Origin of the sequence: Idiomarina xiamenensis 10-D-4 (assembly GCF_000299895.1) — a bacterium.
GTDB classification, from domain to species: domain Bacteria; phylum Pseudomonadota; class Gammaproteobacteria; order Enterobacterales; family Alteromonadaceae; genus Idiomarina; species Idiomarina xiamenensis.
In genome coordinates this window covers 85,305-103,113 of record NZ_AMRG01000003.1, presented here as the reverse complement: position 1 = coordinate 103,113, position 17,809 = coordinate 85,305, and the positions used below count along the sequence as shown (strand labels likewise).

At 49.4% G+C, this 17,809-nt stretch carries 20 protein-coding genes; 10 read left to right on the top strand and 10 right to left on the bottom strand.

What is annotated here, in order from left to right; translation table 11 throughout:
* Positions 1–2 precede the first annotated feature (2 nt).
* Positions 3–467, bottom strand: coding sequence for a transcriptional regulator ArgR (gene argR / locus A10D4_RS03055; RefSeq protein WP_008487661.1), 465 nt, complete (start codon positions 465–467; stop codon positions 3–5).
* Positions 468–638: 171 nt separating this feature from the next.
* On the opposite strand from argR, the gene mdh reads away from it, so the two are divergent.
* Together mdh and A10D4_RS03045 are read left to right on the top strand one after the other, a co-directional pair.
* A complete protein-coding gene (gene mdh, locus A10D4_RS03050) occupies positions 639–1,574 on the top strand; it encodes a malate dehydrogenase (protein WP_008487660.1) in 936 nt (311 codons plus the stop codon).
* A gap of 45 nt (positions 1,575–1,619) precedes the next feature.
* Positions 1,620–2,540: an ion transporter gene (locus A10D4_RS03045; RefSeq protein ID WP_008487659.1), complete on the top strand. Its 921-nt coding sequence runs from the start codon at positions 1,620–1,622 to the stop codon at positions 2,538–2,540.
* Between the two features lie 20 nt (positions 2,541–2,560).
* Here A10D4_RS03045 and ispB read toward each other — a convergent pair whose 3' ends face one another.
* Positions 2,561–3,532 carry an octaprenyl diphosphate synthase gene (ispB, locus tag A10D4_RS03040; protein WP_008487658.1) on the bottom strand — a complete coding sequence of 324 codons (972 nt, stop codon included), beginning with the start codon at positions 3,530–3,532 and terminating at the stop codon, positions 2,561–2,563.
* A gap of 254 nt (positions 3,533–3,786) precedes the next feature.
* Here ispB and rplU point away from each other — a divergent pair, with 254 nt between their 5' ends.
* The 8 genes from rplU to A10D4_RS03000 all read left to right on the top strand — a co-directional run bounded on the left by rplU (position 3,787) and on the right by A10D4_RS03000 (position 10,413).
* Positions 3,787–4,098 carry a 50S ribosomal protein L21 gene (gene rplU / locus A10D4_RS03035; RefSeq protein ID WP_008487657.1) on the top strand — a complete coding sequence of 104 codons (312 nt, stop codon included), beginning with the start codon at positions 3,787–3,789 and terminating at the stop codon, positions 4,096–4,098.
* Between the two features lie 16 nt (positions 4,099–4,114).
* A complete protein-coding gene (gene rpmA, locus A10D4_RS03030) occupies positions 4,115–4,372 on the top strand; it encodes a 50S ribosomal protein L27 (RefSeq protein ID WP_008487655.1) in 258 nt (85 codons plus the stop codon).
* Positions 4,373–4,587: 215 nt separating this feature from the next.
* Entirely contained in the window at positions 4,588–5,784 is a 1,197-nt protein-coding gene (gene cgtA / locus A10D4_RS03025; RefSeq protein WP_008487654.1) for an Obg family GTPase CgtA, read from the top strand.
* Between the two features lie 44 nt (positions 5,785–5,828).
* Complete coding sequence (folA, locus tag A10D4_RS03020; RefSeq protein ID WP_008487653.1) at positions 5,829–6,320, top strand: type 3 dihydrofolate reductase; 492 nt, start codon at positions 5,829–5,831, stop codon at positions 6,318–6,320.
* 109 nt (positions 6,321–6,429) lie between these two features.
* On the top strand, positions 6,430–6,804 hold the full coding sequence (locus A10D4_RS03015; RefSeq protein WP_008487652.1) for a DUF3718 domain-containing protein: 375 nt from the start codon (positions 6,430–6,432) through the stop codon (positions 6,802–6,804).
* A gap of 260 nt (positions 6,805–7,064) precedes the next feature.
* Positions 7,065–8,525: an alpha/beta hydrolase gene (locus A10D4_RS03010; RefSeq protein WP_008487651.1), complete on the top strand. Its 1,461-nt coding sequence runs from the start codon at positions 7,065–7,067 to the stop codon at positions 8,523–8,525.
* A gap of 8 nt (positions 8,526–8,533) precedes the next feature.
* Entirely contained in the window at positions 8,534–9,268 is a 735-nt protein-coding gene (locus A10D4_RS03005) for an ABC transporter ATP-binding protein (protein WP_008487650.1), read from the top strand.
* Positions 9,265–10,413, top strand: coding sequence for an ABC transporter permease (locus A10D4_RS03000; RefSeq protein ID WP_008487649.1), 1,149 nt, complete (start codon positions 9,265–9,267; stop codon positions 10,411–10,413). The genes A10D4_RS03005 and A10D4_RS03000 overlap by 4 nt, the downstream gene beginning before the upstream one ends.
* A gap of 6 nt (positions 10,414–10,419) precedes the next feature.
* On the opposite strand, the gene A10D4_RS02995 is transcribed toward A10D4_RS03000, so the two are convergent.
* From A10D4_RS02995 to folE2, 8 genes are all read right to left on the bottom strand, one after another.
* On the bottom strand, positions 10,420–11,760 hold the full coding sequence (locus tag A10D4_RS02995) for an NAD(P)/FAD-dependent oxidoreductase (RefSeq protein WP_008487647.1): 1,341 nt from the start codon (positions 11,758–11,760) through the stop codon (positions 10,420–10,422).
* A gap of 16 nt (positions 11,761–11,776) precedes the next feature.
* Entirely contained in the window at positions 11,777–12,358 is a 582-nt protein-coding gene (locus tag A10D4_RS02990) for a GNAT family N-acetyltransferase (RefSeq protein WP_008487646.1), read from the bottom strand.
* A complete protein-coding gene (locus A10D4_RS14515) occupies positions 12,358–13,071 on the bottom strand; it encodes an adenosylhomocysteinase (protein ID WP_337467858.1) in 714 nt (237 codons plus the stop codon). Before A10D4_RS14515 ends, A10D4_RS02990 begins: the two co-directional genes overlap by 1 nt.
* A complete protein-coding gene (locus A10D4_RS14510) occupies positions 13,014–13,724 on the bottom strand; it encodes an adenosylhomocysteinase (RefSeq protein WP_008487644.1) in 711 nt (236 codons plus the stop codon). The genes A10D4_RS14515 and A10D4_RS14510 overlap by 58 nt, the downstream gene beginning before the upstream one ends.
* 16 nt (positions 13,725–13,740) lie before the next feature.
* On the bottom strand, positions 13,741–14,751 hold the full coding sequence (locus A10D4_RS02980) for an adenosine kinase (RefSeq protein ID WP_008487643.1): 1,011 nt from the start codon (positions 14,749–14,751) through the stop codon (positions 13,741–13,743).
* 65 nt (positions 14,752–14,816) lie between these two features.
* Positions 14,817–15,773: a cobalamin biosynthesis protein gene (locus A10D4_RS02975; protein ID WP_008487642.1), complete on the bottom strand. Its 957-nt coding sequence runs from the start codon at positions 15,771–15,773 to the stop codon at positions 14,817–14,819.
* Between the two features lie 69 nt (positions 15,774–15,842).
* A complete protein-coding gene (locus A10D4_RS02970; protein ID WP_008487640.1) occupies positions 15,843–16,490 on the bottom strand; it encodes a DUF2726 domain-containing protein in 648 nt (215 codons plus the stop codon).
* A gap of 164 nt (positions 16,491–16,654) precedes the next feature.
* Positions 16,655–17,581, bottom strand: a complete 927-nt coding sequence (gene folE2 / locus A10D4_RS02965; protein WP_040502351.1) for a GTP cyclohydrolase FolE2 — start codon at positions 17,579–17,581, stop codon at positions 16,655–16,657.
* Positions 17,582–17,809 lie beyond the last annotated feature (228 nt).

Below are 17,809 nucleotides of genomic sequence, written 5' to 3'. Positions count from 1 at the left end.
GCTTAGGCATTTTCAAATAGTTGTCGTACTTTATTTAGCGTAAAGTCGATATCAGCCACTTTGAGTGGCGCAATAAAAATCGTATCGTCGCCGGCGATAGTACCCAGCACGCCTTCTTGTTTACCAACAGAATCCAATAAGCGTGCGATCAATTGAGCGGCACCCGGGCTGGTGCGAATGATCACCATCACATCATTGTGCTGAATATCCAAAACAAGTTGTTTTAATGGCGCTCGGGTCGATGGGATACCCAATTCGGCCGGTAAACAGTACACCATTTCTTGTTTAGCATTTCGGGTACGCACCGCACCATACTTGCTTAACATGCGCGACACTTTAGACTGACTGATGTTGTCGAAGCCCTTATCTTTCAAGGCGTCGACGATAGCGCCTTGAGAACCGTAGCGTTCCTCATTAAGGAGTGCTTTGAACGCTTCTAACAGTGCATCTTGTTTTTGTTGTGCCATACTTTTCTGCATGCTTAATGGGACTGTGCTGGCAGTGTAACCGAAATGCGTCAGTGCGCCTAGCCATGCTGCGCTCAGTTGTAATTTAGGGTCTTATAGAGTAGAGTTTGAGCGCGTAAATTAACCCATCTGGTGTCTTTCTGACGCTATCCAAATGTAATGGAGTTCAAGATGAAAGTTGCTGTTTTAGGTGCTGCTGGCGGTATCGGTCAGGCGCTATCGTTGTTGCTGAAAACCCAACTACCAGCCGGTTCAGAATTGTCTTTATATGACGTTGCCCCCGTCGTTCCTGGTGTGGCAGTAGACTTAAGTCACATCCCAACCGACGTCAAAATTGCCGGTTTTGGTAAAGACGACCTAGCGGCAGCGTTAGTCGGTAGTGACGTTGTCTTGATCCCGGCAGGCGTACCGCGCAAGCCAGGTATGGATCGTTCAGATCTGTTCAACATGAATGCCGGTATCGTAAAAAATCTTGTCGAAGCGATTGCTGACAACTGTCCGGATGCTTGCGTGGGCATTATTACTAACCCGGTCAATACAACGGTCGCAATTGCCGCTGAAGTACTGAAAGCTAAAGGTGTATATAACAAGCACAAATTATTTGGTGTGACGACCTTAGACGTTATTCGTTCAGAGGCTTTCATTGCTGAATTACGTGGCTTGAACCCGGCTAATATCGACGTGCCAGTTATCGGTGGCCATAGCGGTACCACCATCTTGCCATTGTTATCTCAGGTTAAGGGTGTGAGCTTTAGCGACGACGAAATCAAATCGTTAACTCACCGTATTCAGAACGCCGGTACCGAAGTGGTCGAGGCGAAAGCGGGCGGTGGTTCAGCAACCTTGTCGATGGGCCAAGCCGCAGCACGCTTCTGTTTATCGTTGGTCAAAGCGCTGAATGGCGAGCACGTAACCGAGTATGCCTATGTCGAAGGCGACGGTAGCGATGCGCAGTTCTTCGCGCAAGCGGTTCGCTTAGGTCAGCAGGGCATCGAAGAGATCCTGCCCTATGGCGAGCTGAGTGCTTTTGAGCAACAGTGTAAAGCTGAAATGCTTGACGGCTTGAAGGGCGATATCCAAAAAGGTATTGACTTCGTTAAGGGCTAATGGCCAAAGTAGTAGCCCAATCAGGTATTGGGCTACTACCACTTCATGAAGCTAGCATATTATCGTCGCTTGACGGCGGCCCTATTAGAGGGCAATGGTCAGCATACGCTGCCCGGTAAAATCATCAATTACGCGCTAATGGCGCTGATATTTCTTAATGTCGCGGCTGTAATGGCCGAGTCTGTTGCCTCGATTTATCAAAGTTATCGCCACGCTTTTCAATTATTTGAAACCTTTTCCATCATCGTTTTTAGCATCGAATACGCTTTAAGAGTTTGGTCGATTGTAGAAATTCGTCGTTATCGACAGCAACCGCGCTGGCGCGCTCGCTTGCAATACGCGCTGTCGCCGATGGCGTTAGTTGACTTGTTTGCCATTTTACCTGGCTGGCTAAACATGGTGGTCACTATTGATTTACGCTTCCTGCGCGTACTGCGTTTGCTGCGACTCTTTAAGTTTACTCGCTATTCGCGAGCGTTCCGGATGTTACTGGCTGTTTTACACGATGAGCGTAAAAATTTATTCGCGGCTTTTAGTGTGTTGTTTGTGCTGATGATTTTAGCCTCTAGCGGCATCTATATTATTGAGTCTGATGTGCAACCCGATAAGTTTGCCAGTATTCCGGCGGCAATGTGGTGGGCAGTGACGACGCTAACTACCGTAGGGTATGGCGATGTCACACCGATTACGCCATTAGGACGTTTGTTTGGCGGCATGATCACCTTGATTGGTATGGGGATGGTGGCGTTACCGGCGGGTATTTTGGCGTCCGGTTTTTCTGAGCAATTAGCGCGCCGGCGTTCGCATTTCAAAATTCTAGCCGAGCATATACTGGCCGACGGTCAGTTTGATGCGGAAGATGCGGAAACTATGGAGCAATTGCGGCGCGCGCTGGATATCGATCGCCATACTGCAAGTTTGATCATTCGTCAGTTGATTAAGCATCAGCGTAACGACAATACGTGATCATCGTCAGCAGAATTAACTTAAGCGACGCGCTCGACCGCCTGTGCGGTTAATGTCAGCAGTGCTTGTTTATAATCAGAGTCGTCTAGAAAGTCGATAGCGGCGCGTGCTTTAGCGGCCTCTTCGAGCGCTTTCTCGCGAGTATAGTCAAGCGCGCCGGTACGCTGCATGACGTCGACAATACTGTCCAATTGGCCACGACCATCGCCGTTTTCTATGGCACTGGCAATTAGCTGACGTTCGTTATCGTCACCATGCCACATGGCATACAACAGCGGCAACGTTGGTTTACCCTCGGCCAGATCGTCGCCGGCTTGCTTACCCATGACATCACTGTCTGCGGTGTAATCCAGCAAGTCATCGACTAACTGAAAGGCGGTGCCTAAGTGACGGCCATAAGTCGCTAATTGTTGTTCGCTATGTGCGTCAACCTCGCTGAGTAAGCCACCTAGCTGGGTGGCGGCCTCGAACAGGCGAGCGGTTTTGCTATATATCACCGAAAAATAGCGTTCTTCGGTGGTGCTAGGGTCGTTGCAGTTCATTAACTGCATGACTTCGCCCTCGGCAATCACATTGGTGGCATCGGCCAGTATTTGCATGACCCGCATCGAGTCTAACGTCACCATTAACTGAAACGCGCGGGTATACAGAAAATCACCAACTAACACGCTAGCTTGATTACCAAAAACCGCATTGGCGGTTTCTCGGCCACGGCGTAGTTGGGACTCATCAACCACATCGTCATGCAGTAATGTGGCAGTGTGAATGAACTCAACGATGGTGGCTAGCGTCCAATGTTTATCACCTTGATAACCACAAGCGCGTGCAGCCAAAATGGCTAATAATGGACGTAAGCGTTTACCACCGCTATTCACAATGTATAAACCTAACTGATTGATCAACGCGACATCGGATTGAAGTTGCTTACTAATCAGTCGATCAACGCCCTGCATATCATTGGCGGTAAGCGTTTTTATGGTTTGCATGTCCATCATAGTGATTGCAAATTTTGCTGCATAGTTAACAAAGTGTAAGTGAGCGGATTGTACCTGACGGACTAGCTAGATGCCAGTTGCGTCACGACAAACTGCCGCCTTTCTTCGGTTAGTTAAAGAGACCATTTAAACGCTGTTAACGATCATTGCGATCAATCGGTTTTTCTACTTGCTTTTGGCGTCGTGCTTGAGTAAAATTCGCGCCCTGAATTAAAAATACGGCACCCGCTTGAGGGTAATTGGAGAATCCTATGTACGCAGTATTCCAAAGTGGCGGTAAGCAGCACCGTGTGACTGAAGGCCAAATCGTCCGCCTGGAAAAGCTGGAAGCGGCCACTGGTGATGTGGTTGAATTCGACCAGGTTTTAATGATTTCTAACGGTGATGATGTGCAAATTGGTGCGCCTCTGATTTCAGGTGGCAGCGTCAAAGCCGAAGTGGTTAACCACGGCCGCGGCGATAAAGTAACTATCGTTAAGTTCCGTCGTCGTAAGCACTCGCGCAAGCAGCAAGGTCATCGTCAGTGGTTCACTGAAGTGAAAATCACTGGTATTAACGGTTAATAAGGAGTAACGACACATGGCTCACAAAAAGGCAGGTGGTTCAACTCGTAACGGTCGTGACTCAGAAAGTAAACGTCTGGGTGTTAAGCGTTTCGGTGGCGAGTCAGTATTGGCAGGTAACATCTTAGTTCGTCAACGTGGTACACGTTTCCACGCTGGTGATAACGTTGGTGTTGGCCGCGATCACACCTTATTCGCAATGGCGGATGGTAAAGTATCTTTCGAAGTGAAAGGTCCTAAGAACCGTAAATTCATCAGTGTTGTTGCTGACTAATTAGCTGTCACACTGAATTGAATATAAAGCCCCGCCTTTTACGGCGGGGCTTTTTGTTTATAAGTACGTTGTTTATAAGTACGTTGTTCATAAGTACGTTGTTTATGCGTTTTGCCTAGGCTTGCGCGCGGCGGGGTATCGCTCTGATACTTGGCGCTTCTGTGCTACTATGCAAACAGCGATAGTCAAAAAGATGGTTAAGTGAATAGGGCACCATGAAATTTGTCGATGAAGTAGAAATCCGCGTAGAGGCGGGTGATGGTGGAAATGGTTGCGTCAGTTTTCGCCGTGAAAAATATATTCCTAAAGGTGGTCCCGACGGTGGTGATGGTGGCGACGGCGGCGACGTTTGGTTAGAGGCCGACGAAAACCTGAATACCCTGATTGACTATCGTTTTGAACGCTTTCACCGTGCCGAGCGCGGGCAAAACGGTATGGGCAAAAACTGTACCGGTAAACGTGGTAGTGATTTAACCCTGAAAGTGCCGGTCGGCACTCGGGCCACCGACACCGAAACCGCCGAAGTGATTGGTGATTTGACCAAACATGGCACGCGCTTATTGGTTGCTAAGGGTGGCTTTCATGGGTTAGGTAACACCCGTTTTAAAAGCAGTGTCAATCGCACACCTCGGCAAAAGACTAACGGTACCCCGGGTGAAATCCGCACCCTGCAATTAGAGCTAATGCTGTTAGCCGACGTTGGTTTATTGGGCATGCCTAACGCTGGTAAGTCGACTTTTATTCGGTCGGTATCGGCGGCTCGCCCTAAAGTGGCTGATTATCCGTTTACCACACTGGTGCCGAATTTGGGCGTGGTTCGTCCTGCTGCACATAGTAGCTTTGTCATCGCCGACATTCCCGGCTTGATCGAGGGCGCTGCCGATGGCGCCGGGTTGGGTATTCGCTTTCTTAAACACCTTGAACGCTGCGGTTTATTGCTGCACTTGGTGGATATTGCGCCGTTCGATGGAAGCGACCCTGCCGAACAAGCAAAAATCATCATTGACGAGCTGCATCAGTACAGCCCCAAATTAGCCGAAAAGCCGCGTTGGTTGGTGCTCAACAAAATTGATATGGTGCTGGAAGAAGAACTGCAAGAGCGAGCTCAGGCGGTCATCGATGCGCTGCAGTGGGAAGGGCCGGTGTTTCATTTAGCGGCGTTAGAAAAGCGTGGCACGCAAGAACTTTGTTTAGCCATTATGGAATACTTGGAAAACTTACCAAAAGTGGCTGACAACGATGTTGAAGAACAGCCTGAAGAAGTGTCCTTCAAGTGGGATAACTACCACCAACAACAGTTGCAACAACAGTCTGACGATGACTTTGAATACGGCGTTGAAGAAGACGAGGACGACGATGACGACGACTTCGATGACGACGATTATGATGTCGAAGTGATCTATCGCAAATAATTGTCTCGCTATCGGCGTTATGCTGTGCAGCGATAAGGATGAAAATGCGTATTTCAATGATAGCGGCAATGGCCAATCAGCGAGTTATTGGTCAGCAGAATAAAATGCCTTGGCATCTGCCAGCTGAGTTACAGTATTTTAAAAAAATGACCATGAATAAGCCAATTGTTATGGGGCGTAAGACCTTTGATTCAATTGGCCGTCCGTTACCCGGACGTCGTAACATCGTGGTTAGCCGCCAGCCCGATTATCAGCGTCAAGACGTGATTTGGGCGGCGGGCGTTGAACAAGCGATTGCTGCTGCAGGGCCAGTGGAAGAACTGATGATCATCGGTGGCGAAAAAATTTATGAACTTTTTTTGCCGCGTGCTGACAGACTCTATTTGACCCTCATCGATTTAGATGTTGACGGCGATGCACATTTTCCCGACTACCAGAAAAGTGCCAAATGGCGCCAGCTAGAGCGGCAATATCATGCCGCCGACGAGGCTAACTCGTTGGCTTTCGAGACCCTGATATACGATAGAGCAGGTTAACGATTTGTTGTTAAAATCAGCTACTTAAGTGATTTTTAAGCAATTGATTCCGATGCCGATAGGTTGTATTATACTGTTGCTTTTTTAATCAGGCAGTCGGGAGTCATCCATGAAAACAGCTATTATCAGCGCATTAGCCGCAACTATTGCGTTGGGTGGCGTTACGTTAAGTAAGCCAGCGCAAGCCAACGAACTCGCATTGAGCTTGTGCACCTATGTCCAAGGCGACGACACCATGCGTATGCGTAAAAAATTACGTGATTCGCGTGTACGTATCCGTGATGTATACGGCAGCGTGCGTTGCAATGGTCAAACCTTATTACAATTTGCGATGGAGCACGGTGCTAATGACATCGGTACCTTCATCGTTGGTCGTCTAGCGGTTGAAGATATCACCGGTTCTGGTGATTACGAGTGGGCTCAGGCTAACGGCCATGCAGACTCACCCGTGGCAGCAGCCATGAAAGAGCGTGCTGGCCTGTAAGTATCAACAGCAATTACTAACGACAATCATAAAGCTGTAGGGTGATACATCATCAGATAACTTCACTTTTATGACCGTTAGCTAGCGATAAAAGTTATAAAACCGCAATCCATTTTGGCTTGCGGTTTTTTTATTGTTAAAGCGCTTCTTTACGTTTTCTTTGCACTTATCGCCGTATTGCTAGGATTGATGCGCTTGTTATTTTGTAAAAATAAGGTAACACTGAGCACTGTTTTTTATCACGTATTTGAGAACAGCTAATGAAAGCAGCAAGCAAAGGATTACTGCTGGCGACATTTATCATTGGCGTGCTGGGTTACAACCAGAATACGCTTGCCCAAACAGCGTCTACGCCGTCGACGGCGTGTTTTGTCGACGGTATCAGCGACCGTGTGCGTTGCGGCGACATTGATGTTCCAGAAAATTATCAGCTACCTAACGGTAAGTTAATCAATATTCACTATGTGGTCTTGCCTGCGCAGAGTCGCGCAAAACAGGCCGATCCGTTATTGATTTTGGCCGGTGGTCCGGGCCAAGCGGCGACAGAATTAGCGCCCATGATCAATCGTATTTTTGCTGCCATACGCCGCGACCGCGACATCGTTCTTATCGACCAGCGTGGCACTGGCCAGTCGCATCCATTGCGCTGTGACATCGACCGTCCTGACGAACTGACTCGCAGCGATGAGAACCAACAACTCGACCAGATCGCCAGAGCTTGTTTGGCGCAATATCCCGATACCGACATGCTGCAATACCATACCGTCAATGCGGTACGTGATTTCGAACGAGTCAGACAACACTTAGGCATCGCGCAATGGAATTTATACGGGGGTTCGTATGGCACGCGGGTGGGGTTAACCTACCTACGCGAAGCGCCTGAAGCAGTGCGTACCGCGACTCTCGATTCAGTCGCGCCTAACCAAGTGGTCATTGGTCCGTTTGGTCGCCATGGTGCCGATTCATTCCGGTTATTATTGGAAGATTGTCGCGCCAGCAGTGATTGTCGTGAACGTTTTCCTCATTTAGCCGAAACCTATCAACGCCTAATGGACGAGCTTGCGTTGGCGCCAGTGCCAGTGGTGGTGAAAGATCCACAAACCAATCAGGCCGAAGACTTATTAGTGACTGCCAATCGTTTCTCGTCAATTGCGCGGATGGCGTTGTACAGCCCGTTTACGCGACAAATGTTACCCTATATGATCGACCAGACAGCACAAGGTAACTATCAACCATTGGTGGGTTTGATGGGCTCTAACCGCAAACAAAATCCGATGTATGTCGGCTTGACCCTGTCGGTACTTTGCAGCGAGGATATGGCAAGAGCCAGTCAACCCTTGTTACAAGAGGACGGCAACAATGGTTTTATCGGTAGCCGCACCGCCGATGCCTTTATTGAGTTGTGCAGCGAATGGCCGGTGCAAATGATTGACGCCAGTTGGTCGGCTCCGGTCAGTAGCGACAAGCCGGTGTTGTTATTAGCTGGGCGCTGGGACCCAGTCACTCCGCCAGCATGGGCAGAATTGGCAGCGCAGACACTCACTCATAGCAAAGTTTTAGTGGCAAAATACGGTGCTCACACGATTGTCACCCATACTTGTGCGAATGAGATTGTGGCTGATTTTATTGCGGCGGGAGAGTTGTCAGCGGTATCAGGTGAATGTTTACAAGAGGGCTATATTCCCGCTTTTATCACCAATAGTAATGGCGCAGGTTTATAACAACAATAATGATAGAAACCGTTCAATTAAAGAAACAATTTAAAGAAGTACAGGCGTTATCCGGTTTATCCTTTCAGGCTAACGATGGCCAGATCACCGGTCTACTTGGCCCTAATGGTGCCGGTAAAACCACCTGCTTACGTATCATTTATGGGTTGCTGCAGGCCGATGCCGGACAAGCACTGATTGCCGGCATCGATGCTAGTCAGAAGCCGCTAGCAGCGCGTCAGGAAATTGGTATTTTCCCCGATAAGTTTGGTTTATACGAGCGCTTAACCGTACGTGAGCAAGTGCAATATTTCGCCTGTTTGCAGGGCTTAAGCCTCAATCAGGCCGAACAGGCCACGCAACAGGTTATCGATGAGCTCGATATGCAAGCCTTGGCCGATCGTCGTAGCGCCGGCTTTTCACAAGGTCAACGCATGAAGGTCGCATTAGCGCAAGCGATCGTGCATCGCCCGGGTCATTTAATTCTAGACGAGCCAAGCCGTGGTTTAGACGTGATGAGTACGCGTATTTTGCGAGGCTTATTGCGTGAACTGAAACAGCAAGGTACCTGCATTTTATTTTCTAGTCATGTCATGCAAGAGGTCGCTGCGCTCTGCGATAATGTGGTGGTGATGGCCAACGGCCAAGTCGCCGCACAGGGTACTCCCGAGCAATTGTGCCAGCTCACCGGTGAAGCTGCGCTGGAAGATGCTTTTGTGAAGATCATCGGTAGCGACGAGGGCATTGCCGCATGAGCCGCGCCATAGTGACCGTTTGGAAAAAAGAAATGCGCGACGCCATGCGCGACCGTCGCTCATTCATGGCGGCGATGGGCTATGCTTTTTTTGGCCCGATATTAATGGCGATAGCGTTCTTTTTTTTAATCGAACAGTTAAGCGATAGAAGCGCGGTTGCCATTGATATTGAGGGAGCTGAGTCGGCGCCTAATTTTGCGCAGTTTCTGACCTCGCAGGATATTATTCAGCGCCAACAAGCATGGCCGCAAGGCCAACAACCCATTACCTTAAGTATTCCCGAAACTTGGCAAAGCGCGATGGCTGACGGCGAGTCAGTCGAGGTGATTTTACGCGCCGATTTTTCCGCGCAGAAACAGCGCAGCGATATTGAGCGTGTGCAACGGGCGGTGCAGGCTTACAGTACGCAAGTCGCAAGTATGCGATTACTTATGCGAGGTATCGAGCCGCAGCTCGTGTCGCCACTTACCCTACAAAAGCAAGACTTAGCGACGGCCGGTTCTCGCGCTGCGATGATCATGGGCAGTGTCTTGGTGTTTATTATTTTATCGGTGTTTTGGTCGGGCATGAATGTCGCCATCGATATCAGTGCTGGTGAACGCGAGCGCCATTCTTTAGAGTTTTTATTGGCGCAGCCGCTTAGTAGCCAAGCGCTAGTTTGGGGAAAGGCCTTGACTGCGAGTACCTTCGCACTGTTCGGCGCGCTGTTAAGTTTGACCATCATTCCGATCGTCTTTTCGTTTGTACCCTTGGCACAGATAGGTATCAGTATGACCTTAACGGCGCCGATGTTGCTATCGATGTTTTTACAACTGATACCCTTGGCGCTATTAGCCACGGCGCTGCAGTTGTTTGTGTCTTTTCGAGCGAAAAACTTTAAGGAAGCGCAAACCTACATTAGCTTTTTACTGATGGTACCCATGTTGGCGGTATTTGGCGTCGAGTTTGCTCGTATTAAAAGTACTGTGCTGGCTTATTTACCGTTGACCGGACAGCATCAGGCCTTTCTTAGCTTGATCCGTGGCGAAGCGCTCAATACGGTGGGGGTATTAGTCAGCGCATTGCTGACCTTGGTGCTCAGTGTTGGTTTGCTAAGCTATATCGGACGTATGCTGAAAAGTGAAAAAACCGTATTTGGTTTATAATGGCGACTAGTGCCAGTCGCCATCTTGCCAGCGGCCGTAATGGTAGTACAGCCATTGCCCCAGGCGCCGCGCACGGGCAAAAGGAAAGCGTCGTAGCGGGGTTCGATAAAACGGTAACGCGGGCAGTTTATCGCCAGCCGCCAGTTGCGCCAGCCGTTGTCCGGCTAAATGGCTAAAACTCACACCAGCGCCGCAATACCCCATGCTCACAAAAACATTATTGTCGGCCTCAAATACGCGCGGATAATCGTCTAAAGACACGCTGACCCAGCCGCTCCAAAAGTGTTCGATGGCGGTCTGCTGTAAGCACGGAAAAACACGGTTTAGGGCATGTTTTAAGCGCTCGGCATAACGGCTTTTATCAGCATCTTTACCTTTAATGGCACCGCGTCCACCAAATAGTAAACGGCCATCGGGTAGCAGCCGGTAATAATATTTCAGCGAACGGGTATCCATGATCAAGTGTTCTGGGCTGAGGCCAATAGTCGCTTGTTGTTGCGCGTTTAACGGCGCGGTGACGATGACGCTCGACAGTACCGGTAAGCTACGCGCATATAAGCTGGGGTGTAGCCGATTGGCGCTGTAGGCGTTGCTGGTGATCAATAATTGACGAGCATCTATGGCGCCGACATTGGTGGCTAAACGTAAGCCATCCCCCTGTTGCTGCCAGCCCTGCAATTGCACACCGGTGACTAAGTTGACGCCAGCCGCAGCGCAGGCGCGAGCATCAGCAGCCGCCAATTGTAGCGGATTAATGCCGACACAATCGCGAAAATGCAGACCGGCATGAGCCTGTTGACTACATAGCACCCGCTGTATAGCGTTGCCATCTAACCATGCAACATCGGCTTGTTGTTGCGCTAAAGACTGATATTGCTGTCGTAGCCCGGCGACCGCTTGCGGGCGGTGCGCCACTTTAATATAGCCACCATATTGCACACTACACTGGTCGGGGCTGGCGTGAATGCGCTGCAGTAGTTGCTCATGAGCCCGTTGATACTCGCTTTGAACCGCTTTTGCGATGCTCAAATCAAAGCGTTGTTGCCACTGTTGAAAACCCAACCGCCCGGTACTTTTCATGACAAAGCCGGCGTTGCGTGATGAACAGCCCCAAGCCAATTGGTTCATATCAATTAAGGTGACTTGCCGCTGATAGCGTCGCGCCAGTGTTTCGGCGGCACTAAAGCCGGTATAACCCGCGCCCACGACAACGATATCCTGTTGCGTCGCTAGGGTAGCCGTCGTCGACGGCCAAAAGTCGGCGTCTTGACGGGTATGGGCAAACCAATAGTTGTCACAGTAAGCGGCATTAACTATCGTATGTTTGTCCAACAACGGATCATACATGACGCTACAGCGCTCCTTAATCGTCGTCAGATTGCTCGGGGACGTTATCAAACGACAATAGCATTTCACCGGCACTGCAATAACAAACGCCGTCGCAGACTGGGCAATGATAGCCATCGCTGATGGATAAGTCGTACCAACGATTAGCGTGCTCGTTGATCATCACACCACCGCATCGACTAAAGTACTCATAGGCACTGTTGCCTGGACTTTGTAGCCAGATATGCGCAAGGCCACCTAAACAGCCTAGTTGTTTGGCACTGTCGATAGAGCGTAGCAAGAGACCTTTGCCGATACCCAAACCGCGATATCGCGCGTCCACTGCTGAGCATTTGAAGTAGCATAATTGCTGCGCTTTGAACGGCCATTTTTGCGGACTACAATCGCCATCGACGGGCCAAGTACCCGGCGCGAAGGTCAGCCGAATACCGGCCAGCTGGCCATCGACAAACGCTAACCAGTTAAGGTTAACGTCGCCACTTTGCGCGCGACGTTGATACTCGGTTAAGTTCTCAGGTGTTAGGTAATTGTCGCCATGGACTTGATTACCCAAAAAATCTGCAGCCGTTAAAGGTTGATAAGTGACGTTGTGTTGCATTAGTAGCGATACTCGTCAGTCTTGAATGGGCCTTCTGCAGACACGTCAATGTAATCTGCCTGCTGCTGAGTTAAGCGTGTAATAACGCCGCCAAAGCCTTGTACCATATAACGCGCGACTTCCTCGTCGAGTTGCTTAGGTAAGACTTCAACACGCAAATATTCTGCTTGTTCAGCGTCACTCATATCGGCAAATTTCTGCTCAAATAAGTGAATTTGTGCCAGTACTTGGTTCGAGAACGAGCCATCCATAATACGGCTAGGGTGGCCAGTGGCGTTACCTAAGTTGACCAGTCGTCCTTCCGCTAATAGCAAGATGTAGTCTTGTTCATCGTCGCTACGGAAAACCTGATGTACTTGCGGTTTAACCGTTTCCCAGCGCCAGTTTTTGCGCATATAGGCGGTATCGATTTCGTTATCAAAGTGACCGATATTGCAGACTACCGCTGTGTTTTTCAGCGCCGCCAGCATGTAACGATCACAGACATTGACGTTACCCGTGGTGGTGACTAATAAATCGGTGTTGGCTAACAGCGCGGTGTTTAGATTGCTACCATCGCCGTTGTTGTCGCCATTCAAGTAAGGCGAGACCACCTCAAAACCATCCATGCACGCTTGCATGGCGCAAATCGGATCGATTTCAGAAACCTTGACGATCATGCCTTCCTGGCGCAAGCTCGCTGCCGAGCCTTTACCGACATCACCATAGCCGATGACCAGTGCTTTTTTACCCGACAGCAGGTGGTCGGTCGCGCGCTTAAGTGGCGGCAGCCGTACTTGTTGTCATTCTTTGACTTAGTGACGGCGTCGTTAACGTTAATTGCGGGTACCTTCAAGGTGCCTTTTTTCAACATGTCTAACAGGCGATGCACACCGGTGGTGGTTTCTTCGGTAATACCGTGAATATGATCCAGCATTTGCGGGTATTTTTCATGGATCAGCAGCGTAAGGTCGCCGCCGTCGTCCAAAATCATGTTGGCATGCCAAAGCTCACCGTCTTTTTTACAGGTTTGCTCTAAACACCACTCATATTCATCTTCGGTTTCGCCTTTCCAAGCGAAAACTGGAACCCCTGAAGCAGCAATAGCGGCGGCAGCGTGATCCTGGGTAGAAAAAATATTACATGACGACCAACGTACTTCGGCACCTAATTCAATTAGAGTTTCAATCAGTACCGCGGTTTGAATCGTCATGTGAATGCAACCGATAATACGAGCGCCTGCCAAGGGTTTGCTGGCTGCATATTTACGGCGAATGGCCATCAATGCAGGCATTTCTGATTCGGCAATGGCGATTTCTTTACGGCCCCAGTCGGCTAGACTGATATCGGCGACTTTATAGTCGCTGGCAGGAGTATTTGCTGTCATAAAAAGCCTCTATCGATTATGCGGGTTGCTTATTGACTAAGCGTTGCAAAATAAGTTGTTGCTGCTCACGCGATGTGCGTGGGCCAAATTCGGTAACAATATGAGCCGATGCGTGACTTGCTAATGAGCCGGCATCCACCAATGACATGCCGTGAGTTAAGCCATATAGCATGGCCCCAGCGAACATATCACCTGCACCATTGCTGTCGATGGCATCCACTCGAACGCCCGGAATAGCGACTTGGCGTTGGCCGTCACCCAGCAACGCACCGCGCTTGCCTAGGGTGATAGCGACCGTACTGGCATGCTGCTGTAATTGCTGCATGGCAGCTTGGGCGTCACTTTCGCCGGTGAGTAAATGCGCCTCTTCTTCGTTACAAAAAAGCACATCTACGCCGCCCTCTAAAATGGTGTCGATACCGCTACGGAAATATTTCACCATGGCCGGATCGGAGCAAGTAACGGCGATACGGGTTTGATTCTCACGGGCTACGCGCTTGGCGTGCCTAATTGCATCTAAGGCAATTGGTGAGGTGACCAAGTAACCCTCGATATACAGATAGTCTGCATTGGCAATCGCGTCGTCGTCTAGTTCAGCCACCGACAAGTCGGCGGTGATGCCCAAGTGGGTACGCATGGTACGCTCGGCGTCGGGTGTCACCATCACCAAGCAACGACCGGTCTTGCCGTCGTTATTTTGCTGTTGGATGGTGGTACGAATGCCAACCGCTTCTAGATCATCGCAGTAAAACTGTCCGGCACTGTCGTTGGCGACTTTGCAGCAATAAAAGGCGTTGCCGCCAAATTGTGCGAAGGCCACCAGTGTATTGGCGGCAGAACCACCACCGGATTGCTTTTTCAGTTCGCCTTTTGCAGACAACTGTCGAATCAGCTCATCTTGGTCGGCTTCTTCAATCAGGGTCATGACCCCTTTTTCTATATTATGACTGGCAAGAAAGGCGTCGGTGACTTCAAACTCTTGATCCACCAGTGCGTTGCCAATGCCTACAACCTGTAACGATTTCATACTCTTTCAGTGCTACGTTATTAAGGCGCGTAGTATATACGAAGCTGACAGAGGGGTCGACGTTATCACCATGGCTTTTGGTTATAAACTAGACTGAAAATGAGTAATAAAGTGATAACCAGTGTTGCAGCACGCCCTAAATACATCAGCATTTTTCGTTCTTGCCGCAATAGTTGGCGGTCGGCTTGGCGACCAGCGTTGAATCGCGCACGACTATAGCGCTGTTGCCGGTAACGCAGAGGGCCGCCTAGCGAGCTGCGCGTGCGTTGCGCTAACAACTGTTGTTGCCGCGCTTGCGCAAGCCACCAACCATGACTGTCGGCGACAGCCCAACGCGAGTCGCGATGAGTTAACCATAGTAATAGGTTAACTGTTTGGTAGGGCAGCCACATTAACCACTGAGTTAACATCGCTGGCGCTTGTCCAAAGTGACGGTAACGAGGGATATAACGCGGCCATAAGTGATGAAGTTGCACCAGCACGCGCACCACCAAGAGCAATGCAATGCCGCCCAACAGCCAAGCCAAGATGGGCGCCAAGCGATAATTCAGCGCATAATACCAGCGTAACTCGACCCAACTTTTGACTAAGCCTGGCTCACTTAACGATTCGCAATCGCGCGCAGTTAAACGACTCATTAAAGCTCGGGCTCGACGCTTATGACCGCGCTCGATCGCTACTGCGGCTGTCGCTAACCAGTGACGGTATGGCTGATACAGTAATGCCACATAAAGTAGTAATAAATCGACTAACTGTGGTAAATCGGCCGCCCAGCGAAAAATCAATAATGGCACTAATACCAGAATGAGTAATAGTACACAGCTTAATAAGCCCGCTAAGGTCTGTTGTTGCACGTTGTCACGATTGACCTTAGCACTCATATAAGTCGCTAACAGATTGAATAAGGTTAACGGGTGCCAATGAAGTGGAAGTGTGAAGTAGCGCTCACCAAGCAAGGCTATCATCAATAGTAACAGCGAGTTATTGCTTAACAGGGTGAGAATTTCGTTGACGCTATGCATAGGGCTGGGTGTATTTAATAAGCATACACCCAGCTTAACATAAAGCCAGCAAACGGTAGCTGGAGTTAATTAAGCGGCAGCGCTTTGCCGAGTTTTTTGGCTCAATTGGCGGCTTGCTGGCAGGCTATTCGACAATTGCTCGTTCCGTGCACTGCTGAGTTCTTCGCTAAAAGCGGGCTGTTCACCTTTAACCTTTTTCGGGCGCGGCACCGCGGCGCGAATATGTTCAGCCTGCATAATTTTGCCATTAATATAGTCGCGCAAGTCGGCTACCCGATAGCCGGGCTGAGCTTTAAAGCGCAAAAACGGTAAGCCAGCCGCCGCTAACGCATTCTTTAAGAACCAGTTGCGTTGTGCTTGTTTTGTTTGAGTGGCGACCGGCTCCAATTCAATTGCGGCTTTAATGGTCATATCTTGCTTATCGCAAAGTACAAAATCGATGACACGTTGGCTGGCTTTTTGATTGGCATCTTTTGCAGCGGTGCGAGATAAACCTGTACGAATGGTCACTACATCGCTTAAACGAACTTTACTAAAGATGCGATAGTCGTCGCCAACAGCTTTTTCTAACAGGGTTAGAAACTGGCCTTCGGCAGCACTGCATAGGGTCAGATTCTTACGTTTATAAGGAAACGGCGTATAAGTCTCCGATAATCGGCTTGCCATCACGGCGACGCCAATCAGCACCAAAATGAATAGAATCAGTAACAGTTCCATAACCACCTCATCAACATGAACAATGCGCGTAGCGCGCCAAGCCGTTGTGAACGGGTTTTTGACGCTAAGCGATACTCCCTATGATTAAGCAGGAACTGTGCCAAAAAAAACGCCGCGAGCATGTGCTAGCGGCGTAATGTAATTAATAGCGGATGTTACAGCGGTTAAGCTTTAAAACCACCCTCGACGCCCTTGGTAGCGATGCTTACCGCATCGTGTGCGTGTAGCGATTCGTAATGGTTCACGCGAACCCAAAAGTCGGTAAACTGTGGTTGCTGCGATAAGGCATACTTCAAGCGTCGTGATGCGTCTTCGCAGAACATCAAATTTTGCCCATTTAAGCGCGCAAATTCCTGCTCGTCTTCACGTTTAACCGCCGCTTGTACGGGGGTTTTCAGGGCGTTTTCAACCAAGTCGATTAAGGCCACGATGGGGAATTCTGTCAGCTCTTCACTTAAGGCAACTTTCAACTCCGCCACCGAGCGCTGGCTGTGCGGCGTGGCAACGATACCGTCTGTGCTACCCAACCATTCATGCACGGTGCTGGCATCGATTTGCGCTTGATTAGCAAAGCGCTCGCTGAAAGCCTCTTGAATCAATTGACGGGCTAGTGCTGCAGAACAAGGGCAGGTCGACGAGTAAGGAACATTCACGCCTAGCTCTAGCGATAGTTGACCGTTGTTATAGCGACCAGTCAGCGTGACTGGATAGGCTTTCCAACCTTGCTTTTTGCTGATCAACGATTTGCGACGTAATAAATAGTCGAAAGAGAACTTCACAAACGCTTGATCGCTTAAACCTTGATGACTGGTAATAAAATCATTCAGCAATTGCTTTAAGCTGGCATGACTTAACTCACCCTCTGTCGACAGTTGGTCCAGCAGCAGATACAAGCGCGACATATGAATGCCTTTTGCTTTAGGGTCAGGCAAGTTAACGAAAGTCTCCACTTTCGCGCTGACGGTCTGTTCTGGTACTTCCGAGGCGGCTACCACCAAGGGTACTTCAATATTGCTCATACCTACCCAGTCTAAGGTTCCTTCCGTTTGAGCTTGGCTGGTATTGGCTACATCTGGCATTGTTGTCGGCATTCGCTTACTGCTCCGAACCATGTAATAACGTGTTAGCGAGCGCTAACAAAAAGCTAGCAACTGGCTAAATAAAGTCGGCCATTATACCGTAAATACGATAAAATTTTTACCAAGGATGATAGTTTTTTAGACAAAAATATCATGACTCAGATTCAAGTGTTTGGTTGGCCTGATGACGTAACACTTTTACTTTCTGGTCGACCTCGGTAAGCTAAGTCATTACGCAAA